Consider the following 13,778-nt stretch of genomic DNA (forward strand, 5'->3'; position numbering starts at 1 on the left):
AACTGATATTAGAAAAATCTGTTATCAATAGAGCCTTCAAAAACTGTTAAACCACAAGTTTGATTCGCCTTAAGTGGACGCTATGATCTTTTACAGATTTTAAAAACTGTGTAACAACCGATCCGGCATATATTTCTGAATTAATCGCGGTATCGAATGACCTACTAATACACTGGCTATAAATTTTCCTGAAATGAATAATACTTAAGGCAATGAATGAAAAGTGCGATAAGAAAGACAGGCCAACTCACCTTTTAAAAGTGACATACAATGCTTTTGATGTCTACACATTTGCAAATTTCCAATAATAATCATAGCAAATCGGGCATATCGAATGACTTACATTCTCGGGCATTTTTTTTACAAATGCAGGTACCCAATCCCAAAATTTTAAGTCAGAAACACGTTGCGTTTTCCTGCAATTTGAGCATTGGGCAATAAATCCGTTTGCGTCCAGATATTCACTGATTGGATGCTTCGATGTTGGTCTGAAATCTTCATCAAAAGGTTTTTCAATCCGAATTCCATTTACAATAATTATCCCATCTCCATTTTTTAAGGGATAAACATTTTGATAAAATAAACGGTAGATACTTGCACTTGAACATTCATATTCGTGATTCCAGATTCTGAGATCCCGGAGAACTCTCGAATAATTGTCTATATAAAAATCCTTTATACCTCCTGCCAGAGCCTTTTCAATCGGTGTACCAATCGGAAAACGGGAAGAAATGTCTGGTTCACCATTATTCATTGTGGCAAATTCTAACCAGGCCGAATTGAAGTAATTTAGCTTTAACTCTTTTGACAATCCATAAATTGTGTGAGGAAAATTTTCAATGGTATCAAAGTCAAGCCCAACCAATCTATCCTTAAAATCTTCTTCGAATCTTTTCACTGCCTGTTTTAGCTATATGTCCTGAACTCTATCTGCCATTTAAATGTAAGAAATAAAACGCATACATTCCTACTGTTATTCTGAATTTTATCTCATTTCTAAACAGCAGTTTAAGTTCTTTTATGAAAGGATCTATAAAAGCGGGAAAGCATTATTAAAATTATCCCACTGAGCCGGATATAACGGATTGAAGTGTGAATTCGAAAATTTCAGCCCTTTAAATCTAAAACCATTTTATTATCTTGGTCCTTTCCGGAAAGTTTATGTTTGTTTCCGTTTTAAACTATTGGTATCTCAAATGAAGGTTTTTCCATTCACTTTTCTTTGCCTGCTGACATTATTTGCAAACGGGCAATCAGTCATGATAACAGATTCATTCAGCTCCAATGAACCTGCCATCTGCATTGATCGCATCAATCCTGCAAATGTTTACATGGCTTGTAACCGTTCCAATGGAGGAAAATATGTTGGCGCATATTATTCACATGATTTCGGTGCGACCTGGGACAGCAGCATTTTAAACAGTGTAATTGTTCCCTATGGAGATCCTTGCATCCTTACAGATGACAGCGGGTATGTTTATTTCATCCATGATTCAAAGGGTTCGGGGTTTACAATCAACCTTGACCGGCTTATCTGTAACAAATCCACAGATCATGGCATTCACTATTCGACTGAAACATATATTGATTTTGACACTACATACGCGCATGACAAATCCTTTGCATGTATCGACCAAAATCCAGGAGTCCATACAAAAAACAATATCTATGTTGGATTCCTGGCGTATTACATCAATAATCGTTTTCAACTCGCCTTTTGCAAGTCAACCGACAGAGGACAAACATGGACACCGAAACAATTTCTGCTCGATTCGGGGTTTGTGAGTACCTATCCGTACAGTGCTTTAACGACCGGGCCTAATGGAGAAGTGTATGTCATTTGCAATTCTGATTCAGGAATTCTTTTTAACAAGTCAATGGATGGTGGAGATACATGGTTGAACGCGGCGATAAATATCGATTCAACCAATAGTCGGCTCCAGTCCATTCCTGAATCATTTTACACCAATGCTATTGGCTCACTGATTCAGATTGCATGTGACAAAGGCAGTGGTCCCGGACGCGGAAATATTTATGTCACTTACGGACGAAACAAAACGAATCTCTATTATGAATCTGATGTTTGGTTTCTGAAATCAACGGATGGCGGAAACACATGGACCAGTTCCCAAAAACTGAACGACGATGATCCCGGTTACATGCAATTCTTACCTGCTATTGCAGTAGATGACAGCACCGGAGTAATTTTTATATCTTACTATGATACGCGAGATTACACTAAACTAAGAAATGTGTACCTGGCTTATTCCGCTGATCAGGGTAATTCATTTAACAATGTAAAAATTACTGACAGCCGCTCACTCTATTTCAACGCCTCCGGTTCTTTCAACGGGCATTACATGATGATGGATGCTTTTGATCATTATATCCGTCCCTCCTGGAGTCAATCGTCGAAATATGGGAACCAGATCAGAACGTCTATTCATACCAACCTGATTTCATACCCTCTTAATATTGTCACTCACGACACCATCAACTATTGTGAAAACAATGATTTCTTTACTGAATTAAAAGCATCCGGAGATTTCAACTATACCTGGACTCCTACAGCCGGATTAAGCACCACAACAGGAAACAGAGTTTATGCCTTCCCATCCGCAACAACCACCTATACAGCTCATGGTACGGATGCTTATGGTAATCAGAATACTGAACTTTTCCATTTGATTTATCATCCCTATAGCTATCCCGGATTGCCCGGGATAGTCTATCAAAGCTCCACCAATACAATGGGATGTTACGGCGGTTCTTCCCTTACAGTTACCTGTGGCACCTGGATGGATTTCCATTACCCTATTTTACGCAGGGAATTAATGCGAATGGTGTCGGTGGAGATTATGATGCGTGTGTAATCAATACATCCGGATGCATGGCTTGCAGTAACGCTATAACGGTCACCGGATTTGATGAAATTGCGAAGGTGGATATAAATATCTTTCCCAATCCCGTAAATGACAAACTAATTATTTCTTCGAAAGAAGATATCGATGCACGAATCAGGATCTGTAATCTAAATGGAATGGAAGTAATGCACGATGACCTATTTGGAAAAGAAAAAGTTCTCCTGACAGAAGGTCTAAAGTCCGGTTTCTATATTTTGTCTTTGGATACGGAGAAAGGAATTATTTTTCAAAAAAAGATTATATTGATTCAGGGCAATCGACCTGAACAAGAAGATTCAAAGTGATCTTATCACATGAGAAGAAATTCCAAATTTCATTTCAGCGTGGATGTAAACGTACCTATCTCAAATGTAAAAGATTTACAAGATATCAATAAAGACCTCAATTAAATATAAAGACTATCAGGTTTAAAAATAACGCTCCACGTGAAAAATAATTCTTAACCTTTTTTTTCATTAAGTCAAAAATCAAATAACAAGATATATGAAAACAATTTCAAGTTTATTCCTACTGATATCAATCGCATTGCTGGCAAATGGCCAGGCTAAAAAAGTCGAATTGTTCGAAATCATCAAAAGCCTTGCACCAGATTCATTAGAAGCCGGAGTAATTCCTTTGTGGGCTCACGCTGCACGTCCTGCCAACCCTCTAATCCTAAAAGGAAATCCGGAAATGAATAAAGTAACGAGAAAATATCTGCTTACGCAGGAAGTAACAATTGCGATTAACGGAAAAACCTTTGTTTGTGGCAGCAACACAAATTCATGTACCTGGTCCATTTCATTGGAAGGCAACAACACGAGTTATTCCCAGCTCAGCATCAGTCCTGATTTATCACAAGATGTATCCTACCAAACCACAATTGAGTATCTATTTGGAAAAAATAAATACAAGGCGAAATTGCTGAAGAAGTGCGACGACACGAGTGACATGACCAGCTATGAAATAAAAATCCCGGGAAAGAAACCATTCTGGATTCAAAGCTATATGAGTGGAGGCACCGAAGGTTCAGCAATTTACATCAACTGTTACTTTGATCGTAAGGAGCTAAATATTGAATGTCTGTAAATCCGGGCCAATAAATACCAAACTTGATACCATTCAAATATTTCCTGGTGTGCGAATGACGGAGTAAATTGTAGTGCAAAGCACAATGTCGTGACCGGAATGTTGACGTCAATTGAACAATCTTCGCCAAAAAATAACTACAGTGTAAAATACTTTTCCGACTCACATTTTCTTCAAATTTCTATACCAGAAAATGATCTCTTTAGAATTGAAATAATGAATGCAGAGAATAAGACGGCTTATCAAAACAATGCATGCTATACCACTATTTCCATTGACACTGAAAAATTCAAAACCGGAGTATCTTTTACAAGAATTACGGATGCTCAGAGACAACAAGTGGTAAAACAGGTGGTCGTACAATAACCTGATCAGGAAAACCATTACCTATTTTAAACCATTTGCATCTATTGTTTATCCCATCCACTTTCAATGATCTCTTCTACATTTTTTTTGATCATGCAATAATACCCTGATATTTTTCAAATCATTCCCCTTGCCATTTTCCGGAAACCTCTTAAATTGCAGCGCTGACAAGGTATTGCGGGATGCCCCTCTTAAAGCTTTAGCAATACCTCACTCTCTTTCAAATCTCTCTTTAATCACCTAAACAGTACTTTATTACAGTGCCATTCATTCACCTATTTAATTAAACCAAAAGATGAAATTCAAACATTTTCAGGGCATACTATTCTTTTGCCTTTTAATTTTAATAACAAATTCACATGCCCAGGATTTACAACTTAACAAGACATTTGTGGATCGTGAAGTGATTGCCAGTCCTGACATCAAATCCCGTCTGGCAACTCAACGTAAATTAATTTCTGATCAGAAGCTGGGTTTCTTAGTGGGAGCAACTGAAGTATCTTCTGTGAATCTGGAATTGCTTACCGGAGAACTGGAAGTACCTGCTTCAGAAGTTAAAAGACTTCAGGCGATTTATTCCAAAAAGGTAATTTCTTCTGCAACTACAAAGACTATCAACAAAATTTTAAAAGTTGTTTGTATGTCTTCTGCACCGAAATATGATTTAAGAGAGCATCAAACGGTTCCTCCTGCTCGTTATCAACAGTGCGGGAATTGCTGGGCTTATTGTGCTGTGGGAGCGATTGAATTTGCGGCTTACAGGACACGTCTTATTCCATCCAATCAGAATCTGAGTGAAGCTTTTCTTGTGAATTGTTCAGGAGGTGGATCCTGCACCGGAGGATACACATACAGAGCATACGAGTTCCTGAATAATACCCGTAGGAAAATGCGCTTGGAAACACAAATCGCTGACAATGGAGAGAATGCGCCATGTAATCTTGATTTAGGGCCTTTATCCCACACAGAACTGATGGATTGGGGAATTGTAGATCCTTCAGGTGATATTTCCAAGATACCAACTGTAACTCAAATTAAGGAAGCCCTTTGCCGGTATGGCGCCATTTCCTGCAGTATACAGGCTACACGCTTGTTCGGAGATTACGCCGGGGGTATTTTCAAGCAAACTCCAAGTAATTATACAAATCCCACCACCAACCATGCTGTTGTCATAATAGGTTGGGATGACTCCAAAAATGCATGGCTCGTACGAAATTCATGGGGGACTTATTGGGGTGATGACGGATATGCCTGGGTAGATTACAAAACAAACAATGTCGGTCGTCGTGCGACATGGGTAGTTGTTAAAGACGAAGCTCAATGCAACCGGAAGTACGATGTAAAACTCAAACTTGTGAAACTTACCGCCCCGAAAGTGATCGACACGGATGTTGACGAGGACTTATTCGGATCCTTGCGTCTAAAAACATATGAGAGCGAATACGGACAAATAAATTTAGGACATACATTCTGGTCAAGAACAGGCCGCACATATGATCCTGAAGACGTAACGAAAGCCCGCCAGGACGGCTACACACAGATTGGAGTTGAAGAAGTCATTGAAACAGGTATTAGTAATACTTCCCTTGGCGGTTCGATACTTACAGTTGAAGGAACACTGAAAGACAAAGAAATCATTTCAAATATTGATTACACATGCCGGGATTGCACAGATGGCACAAGGGATATCGTTATTGGACGTTATATGGATCAGATTGACGACCTGGAACCAGGAGAGAAAACAACACTCCGGATCGGTAACGATGAGTTTTTCGAAATGAACTTTTACGAAAATAACGATCCGAACAGTTCACATGTAAAGGTGTTGTGGAGTATTGAGGTGAAGGCGCTTTGAATCTTTAAGTTATCCCAGCTCCCGGCTTCGGCAAATTTTGCCGAAGCCGGGACTTTTCACTTTTTTTGATTATATTTTTTTTCTATATTCGGCTTTGATATTCCAAAGTTTTCGAAATGTCAATAGTCATTGCTATTAAATCAATAGTTCTGAACACATCTTAACAATTTCCATTTGTGGTTCTATTGATAATAGTCTGAATTTCCAATTAGTTAATAAAAGCAATGTTGGCTTGAAATTACATTCATCCCGCCATATATTCTAAAGTTTACTGTCCACGACTTCTTTGTAAACAAGACTAAATTAAACCTATTAACTCTTTCCCATGAAAACGAAAAACTTCCTGACTCTTGCAATTATCCTTACATTTTCACAAGCAAACCTTTGCTTTTCCCAGAAAAAAATTGATCCTGCTATTAACGAAATAAAAAGTGACATAGCGGTCGAGTTCACCAAAATTGAAGTGACATTAAAAAAGGATCCTAAATTATTCGAACGACTTTCAAAAGAGATTAGCGAAGCAAATGCCATTGAAGATTCTGTTGCCCGCAAAGCAGCTATAAATAAATACCTGTCTGCAAATGATGCCGCGTACGGGTCGATTGTAAAAAAAGCGGGAGTAGACTACAAAGTTGTGATTGAAACGCTTAGCAAAAAATACCCCGCATATAAATTTTCTGTGGTAAATAAATACGGAATTGTATTTGAGCGCGAAACAAACAATAGCGCAATTCAATCCTATAGTTCAACCAGCGCTACTACAACAGAAGATATCACCGGCTTTAATCATTCAGAGGATGAGGATAAAGATTGCTCAGCACATGTTAGTTTTCCAAAAAACAGAAGTCTGCATGTTAGCACTTCCGGTTTAAGTGCCACGTACTCATGTGAAGCGACAGGCAGCATGACAAAAACAAAAGCAATCTCTCCCACCAATCGACCAGTTGGATTAAATTTCACTTATCGCACCGACTTAAATGGAGAAGCCCTGGGAATCGGTGGAAGCGCAGTGAGTAGCTCATACATTTCTGTCCTAATTCAAGGATTGCCAGAAATGTATTCTGAAACATATTACAAGTCAGCGTGCGCACCTCTTTGCACCTACTCTTCTTTTGATGATGACAAAGTGCATCCTATTCAATTTAGTATGTATCAATCAAATTCTAACAACAGTTCACTCTATTTTGACATTTCATCTACCAGTAGGAGCACATCAATACTATGCTGTGGTACTCGCTCTCGTTCCAATGTTGCAATCACCAAATGCGAATTAATCTACAATCATTGATTTCCAAAATTTTCTCTGGCAACACCATTGATAAAATCGAAATTATGAAAAAAGCAAATCCAATACTTTTCGCTCTCCCTTTTCTACTAAATTCATTTTTTGCAAACGCTCAAAAACCCGGAACGATTAATAGCGCTATAACTCCAATTGAAGTAAAAGTTAATTTCGAAGATGAATACGCATTTGTTTCCAAATTTTCTTCCTATGGTTTTAAAACACCGGAACAAATCGACTTAAACAGGAATGCGACAAGCATTGGGTTTAAAAATGTATATGGTTTCAATATTCCTGCTGATAAAAACCCTATTGGTTTTAAATGGAACAATGGTGATGAAGAAACAAATGAGTGGAGGCCTCAGGGTATAGCGGGATTTCAGAAAGGGTCTAAAAGATATTTAATTGTTACCTGGTATGCTATTGACGCTTCTAAAATTGAAAATGTTTACAACGAATTCAAAGGTGCACGAATTTCACTTGTTGATATAAGCAACATGAATAATATTAAATATCGCCACATACTGCTTGTTCAAGAGGCCTCAAATAAAATTGACACGGATCTATTTGATCAGGATCTTCCGAAATACAAGCAGTTAAAAGATTTCATTCCAGTGACCACCCATGCCGGTGGGGTAACCTGTTTCGCCGGCAAAATATACATTGCTGATACAAATTTAGGAATCCGTGTATTCGAGTTAAATAAAATTGTTGGTGTCGAATCTAATCCAACTGAAGACAGCATCGGTAATAATATGGGAAGAATTTGCGCGTTTAATTATGATTATATTCTTCCTCAATCAGGCTATTACAAGCTTCCAATGGCTACCCCCTTCTCCTCCGTTGAAATTGGCGAAGGAGAATCTTCAGATGATAAAATTATGTGGACCGGACAATACTTTACAGAATCCGAAGCTAAAAAAGAAAACCGAACACCAAAGATTTATGGATTTAGTATTAACGCTCAAGGAATCCTGACGAATCTGGTAACCAGGATCATACCCAAAGACAAAGAAACTGATGTTGTGTATGGGATGCAGGGAGTTTATCGTGAAGGAAACAAAACCTACATGACAATTACAGGAACAGACAACTTTGATGGTTCCACGGCGCGTTTGTTAACCTATGTAGATGGCGCCGATCATGCAACAAGATACCGTTGGCCTCATGGTGCCGAAGACCTATACCTTGAAAAAATAGTTGATTCGCAAAAAAAATTGATATATGAAAATTTGTGGTGCCTGACAGAATACGAAACAGAGAAAAACAATAAAGACAATCGTTGTGTTTTCGCAGTAAAACTCTCCGATTATCCTTAAACCTATACATATATTATTATGAATTTGTGCCTAAAAAAGTATTCGGACCACCTTAAAACAACTAAGACCATGAAAGTTTTTAAATTTTCTTTATCGTTGCTCTTAACCTTATCAGCTATTGAATCGTTTGGCCAGCTGAAGCCTGCACCTGTTATTAAACCAAAAACTCTTGACATACAGTATTTGCAAAAACTCCCTGTATTTACAAAACAGATAAGCGATACTTCCAGCACATTTACCATGATGGCAAGCGGAACAAGGAGCTATGCTACGGGACATGCTTTTGTGCAAATAAATGGAGCAAGCTCTGCACATCTGACTCAATTAGATTACAAAGACACACTCATAGGAAGCACAGTGAAACACTTCACTACTATTGTCTCAAGAATGTCTGCACATTCTTTTTTGGATGCAATCGCTAAGAATCTGAACAAATGTAAATTAGCGCCTGAAGATTATACTATGACCACCATTCTTACAAATTTTAGTTATGAAAATATCGAACAGAGAGATTATTCAGAATGCACAACGAATGAGATTTCCCTTCCTGCATTAAACAGGTCTGACAGAACTCCATTTGAAGTGAAGATCAACATAGCATCTAACAATGTTCAAACTGAAAATAACACCGGGAATAGAATAAATTCACTGTTACCTAAATCAAAGCCTGCCTTCTGCAGTAACTTCAAATTTAGCTTAGGAAATCTGCCTGCTCAAAGAATTTTATCTGTCAGTTCTATTAACATCGAGAAAACCCGGGCAGCAAACGGAAGGAGAGATTCCATTAGCATCAGTGACTTTACTATTGAAATCCCGGTTGCAGATTCCGGACCCTGGAACGACTGGTTTGAATCTCCAAACCGGGCAACAGATTTAAGAGAAGGGGAAATCACAATTTTAGGGACTGACCTGAAAGAAATATTGATGACCATCCGTTTAATGAATGTTGAAATCATTTCCTATTCCGCTTCAGCCGGAGCAACTGCATCGACAAAAAGAATTGGACTGCGCGCTAAGGATATAGACATTCAGATGAAAACAAAATAATAAAATCAATTTATATGACTTACAATTTTACCTGAACTGAATCAAAATAAATTTATGTCTTGATTGTATTTCAGATTAATATTTCCAAATTAAGGTAATTGTCAATGAATGAATAATACTATGCTTCGATTAATATTCCTAGTACCCTTTCTCTTTGTGATAACCGCAATTTCCCTTGCCCAGGAATCACCTGTAGAAATTCCCAAATCGACGGAAATATCCATTCCTGCATCACCCGCATTTCAGATGCTTGACGCGAGCTCTTCCCTTGTATCTACACCGGGAGCGATCCGTGACTTTAAGGTTGACTGGTCTTTCAAATCATACAGGCTCTCCCCTAACCTGGCTATTGAAGCACAGCCGGTTTGGGCTGTCTTCTACAATCGCCCGACACCAGAGAAATATCAAAACGCGGGGAAATTCCTGCAAACCCTTTCCACACTGAATATATCTGCCGGCTCCCTGGATTTTAATGATTCTATTCGACTATTCTCCTATGCCGGAAAAATTACACTGTATCGACGTTACGATCCATTGGTAACAAATAAATTTTCATTCCAGGATTTGCAAGACGACTTCAAAGCACAACAAGCCTTGCTTGATAGCGATTTCATTCAACTGAAACAACAATTCCTCCTTGCTAAAACAAGAGAAGAAAAAGATTCACTGGAAAGGCTTGTATATGCCAAGGCCGATGAACGTGATGCCCTAAAGGCAAACCAAAAACAACGCATGCAAGAGAGACTTGAGGAACTGAAAGGAAGATACTGGAACGCTACAAGTATTGACCTTGCTGCAGGGAGATCTTTCTCTTTCAACCGGTTCACGTCTGAAAGAATAGACAGTATTAAATTCGAGCCCCGAAGCAATGTATGCTGGTTAAATGCAGGAATTGGCATGGGCCGAAAATGGCTCCTAACTGCCCAGATCAGGTGCGAATTTTTAAAAGTCACCCTCCCGGATAGTAACAACATTGTTCTTACCGACAGCATTTTTGATTTCGACGGAACTTTCATTGAAACAACGCAAAGGGATTCCCTGTCCATCATATTCGACAAAGGCGAAGAATGGATTTTTTCTTATGGTTTAAATCTACGATACGGCTCTCCCCGTTACAACTTCTTCGTAGAAGGATTCTATACCAAAAACCGCATCCCGACATTCGAAGAAGTAAAATGGACCTTTGAAAATGGTGCCCGTAAGAAGAAAACATCCATCATTAAGGAGGAATTTATCTTCGCTTTCGGTGGCGAATGGAAAATCAGCAACAGTGTAGTGTTAAGCTACGGTATCCGTTGTGTTTTAAATGAAAAAGAAAAGAATTTGCAATTAAGACAAGTAATACCGATAGCAAGTATCAGTTGCCTTATGAGGTAAGTGAATTTTCAAAAAAAGGATATATATTTTCTTAACAATTCACAATTTTCATTTTTCATATCCTGCATGCAAAGGAAATAAAATAAGCATCAATACTCAGACCAAATCATAAACAACTATCAAAATACACGAACAATTACTATTCTTTCTGTCAATTCACCAATGTAAATTATCATTTATAAATTTTCAGCATGTTTTCTTTTTATAAAGTATTATAAAAAGAAAACATGCTGAAATTTATCTGAAATAGGAGCCTTACTTCATGCAGGTTATCACCTTTGCATTTAAAGGCACTTTTAAAGATTCCATAGAGAATTGTGTTGCGATTTGATTCTCCAGACGCTCCAGAATCAAAGGCAATTGATCAGCATCACGATCTTCAATGGCGGTTACAGTAGGCGTACCATTGATCAACCCTTTCGCTGCATTGGAAGCGGATTTGCTATAGCCGGTTTGCTGAACCTTTTCAATTGTAAAAGTATTGAAACCAGCCTCGCGCAAATCTTTCGCAATTAATTTTTCATCAAAATACGAAAATGGCACACTGTAAAATGCAGGAGTGTTCACCGGAAAAAAATGTTGCAGTGTATCATTTGTAATCTTTGCCATGGGATTATTATCAATTTCATCCCAGCAATTGAAAATAAATACACCACCCGGTTTTAGCACGCGCAATGCTTCTTTAAAAGCTTTGGGGCGATTGCTGTAAAACATGACTCCGAATTGCGCTACGACACAATCAAATGTTTCGTCATGGAATGGAAGTGTAACCGCATCCACTTCAAGCCATTTAACTTTATCACTTTTGACGGTTCTCATGGCGTAATTAATCATAGCTGGATTAATATCCGTTGCCATAATGTTCGCATCCTTAGCGGTTACTGCCGGGAGCAATTTTGTCAATCGACCTGTCCCGCAGGCCAGCTCCAATAAACCGGATGGCGTAAACCGACTTATGCGATCTGCCATGTCAAGCGCATAAGGTTCAAAAAACATGGGTCCCAGATATGAATCATAGTTCACCGGGATGTTGCCTGAAAAGGCAATTGGGGTTGTTTGCATCTGCATAGTTTTTTAATTTTTACAAGACAAAAGTAGTTTCACAACCTTATCCGGATGTTTCTATAAAGCCCAATCACTTTGCCTAAAAGTTCAGCTTACTTTTGACGGTAATTTGCGGGAGATTTACCGTAGCGCTGACGAAACGATCTGCTGAAATGTGATGCATTTTCAAAACCACAATCAAATGCAATTTCACTGACAGATTTTGAGGATGTATCGAGTAATAATTGTGCCTGTTGTAATCTACGTTCCAATAACCAACGCCCCGGGGTAGTTTTGAAATGCTCTTCAAAATCTCTTTTAAATGCCGACAAACTTCGTCCGCACATTTTTGCATACTCATTCAGTCCCAGGTTGTAATGAAAATTTTCTTCCAGAATTTTACGTATAGATTCCGGGAATGAATCCGTCAGCAGAGAACAGAAATAATCCCCGATAGCGCGATTGCGGGGATTATGAACAACATTCAGAATTAATTCTTTGAATTTTAACTGGAGCAGTGCCTTATTGGTCTCTTTCTGACTTAAAAAATAGGGTACAACAGAATTAAAAAAAGCATGAAGTGAATCATCAGCATCTACGGGCATTACCGGCAATGTGGGTTCTTTTTTACCCTTTACATTCACAACCATTTTGTGATCCCGGATCGTTTCGCAAATAAATTCATCTGAAAGAAAGAATACCACCACACAAAAGCGAACGTCAAAAAACTGTTCCACAATATGAGCACCCTTCTTAACAAACAAACATTCACCCTGATTCAATTCAAATGAATGCCCGGGAATATGCCAGATTTTTTTACCCTCCAATACATATACAAAGTAACCCTGACTTGCCCAAAGCGTGAGCATTTTTGTATCGATAGGGCAATTGTATTCCGTGATGAGTTGATCATCTACCGAAAGTTGTTTATAAAACGCAGGGCTTTCCCTGACTTTCTCTAAAAAATAAAGCATGACAGAAGGGGTAAAACAGGAATAGAGACTGCAAATTTATATTAAAAAATAAAATATGGTCCGAATCATACATCCAACCCTACTGCACATTCCAAAATACCAAAATTTACACTCACAAGGCGGATTTTTGTGTCCAAAAAAATCCCTTCGAAGTACAATTAAAGTGCGCATTTCCTATAAAATTTGTCCCAAAACCAAAACATTTTATTTGATTTCACCCCTTCGGGAATATTCCATGAATGGGAAAAATAAATCGTAGCAGAAATCATTCTAAAATATTACCGCAATAAAATCAGCATTGAAAAAACTGTAAGACAAATTCGATTTGTTCAATATTTCATCAATTCACATCACTTTATTTCAATTTTATTACAGCACAAATAAGAGTCCAAGTGACAACTCAATCCCCTTTTTCCATTTGATTGCATCTTTTTCTTTTTCATTTTTCTAAATACAGACATGAACCTTTCAATCGTGGAACCAATGGACTTTAACAAGGTTTAATCATTCAAAAATAACAAA

The 13,778-nt window shown here is 38.1% G+C and carries 12 protein-coding genes; 9 read left to right on the top strand and 3 right to left on the bottom strand.

Features of this window, described 5'->3' with window-relative positions; all coding sequences use genetic code 11:
- Window positions 1-283: 283 nt before the first annotated feature.
- Window positions 284-898 (bottom strand): hypothetical protein, encoded by a 615-nt coding sequence (locus tag IPP86_04420; protein MBL0137760.1) that lies wholly within the window; start codon window positions 896-898, stop codon window positions 284-286.
- Between the two features lie 361 nt (window positions 899-1,259).
- Here IPP86_04420 and IPP86_04425 point away from each other — a divergent pair, with 361 nt between their 5' ends.
- From IPP86_04425 to IPP86_04465, 9 genes are all read left to right on the top strand, one after another.
- Window positions 1,260-2,873, top strand: coding sequence for an exo-alpha-sialidase (locus IPP86_04425; protein ID MBL0137761.1), 1,614 nt, complete (start codon window positions 1,260-1,262; stop codon window positions 2,871-2,873).
- Window positions 2,874-2,890: 17 nt separating this feature from the next.
- Window positions 2,891-3,208, top strand: a complete 318-nt coding sequence (locus IPP86_04430; protein MBL0137762.1) for a T9SS type A sorting domain-containing protein — start codon at window positions 2,891-2,893, stop codon at window positions 3,206-3,208.
- 199 nt (window positions 3,209-3,407) lie between these two features.
- Window positions 3,408-3,992, top strand: a complete 585-nt coding sequence (locus IPP86_04435) for a hypothetical protein (protein MBL0137763.1) — start codon at window positions 3,408-3,410, stop codon at window positions 3,990-3,992.
- A 216-nt stretch (window positions 3,993-4,208) separates the two neighbouring features.
- A complete protein-coding gene (locus IPP86_04440; GenBank protein MBL0137764.1) occupies window positions 4,209-4,358 on the top strand; it encodes a hypothetical protein in 150 nt (49 codons plus the stop codon).
- 295 nt (window positions 4,359-4,653) lie between these two features.
- Window positions 4,654-6,213 carry a hypothetical protein gene (locus tag IPP86_04445; protein ID MBL0137765.1) on the top strand — a complete coding sequence of 520 codons (1,560 nt, stop codon included), beginning with the start codon at window positions 4,654-4,656 and terminating at the stop codon, window positions 6,211-6,213.
- A 325-nt stretch (window positions 6,214-6,538) separates the two neighbouring features.
- A complete protein-coding gene (locus tag IPP86_04450) occupies window positions 6,539-7,501 on the top strand; it encodes a hypothetical protein (GenBank protein ID MBL0137766.1) in 963 nt (320 codons plus the stop codon).
- A gap of 44 nt (window positions 7,502-7,545) precedes the next feature.
- Complete coding sequence (locus tag IPP86_04455) at window positions 7,546-8,814, top strand: hypothetical protein (GenBank protein MBL0137767.1); 1,269 nt, start codon at window positions 7,546-7,548, stop codon at window positions 8,812-8,814.
- 69 nt (window positions 8,815-8,883) lie between these two features.
- Complete coding sequence (locus IPP86_04460) at window positions 8,884-9,861, top strand: hypothetical protein (GenBank protein ID MBL0137768.1); 978 nt, start codon at window positions 8,884-8,886, stop codon at window positions 9,859-9,861.
- Window positions 9,862-10,017: 156 nt separating this feature from the next.
- A complete protein-coding gene (locus IPP86_04465) occupies window positions 10,018-11,238 on the top strand; it encodes a hypothetical protein (GenBank protein ID MBL0137769.1) in 1,221 nt (406 codons plus the stop codon).
- A 255-nt stretch (window positions 11,239-11,493) separates the two neighbouring features.
- Here the strand turns inward: IPP86_04465 and IPP86_04470 are convergent, their stop codons facing one another.
- Window positions 11,494-12,300, bottom strand: a complete 807-nt coding sequence (locus IPP86_04470; GenBank protein MBL0137770.1) for a class I SAM-dependent methyltransferase — start codon at window positions 12,298-12,300, stop codon at window positions 11,494-11,496.
- A gap of 95 nt (window positions 12,301-12,395) precedes the next feature.
- Window positions 12,396-13,256, bottom strand: coding sequence for a helix-turn-helix domain-containing protein (locus IPP86_04475; protein MBL0137771.1), 861 nt, complete (start codon window positions 13,254-13,256; stop codon window positions 12,396-12,398).
- Window positions 13,257-13,778: the final 522 nt, after the last annotated feature.

This window comes from Bacteroidota bacterium (assembly GCA_016720935.1).
GTDB lineage: Bacteria > Bacteroidota > Bacteroidia > AKYH767-A > 2013-40CM-41-45 > JADKJP01.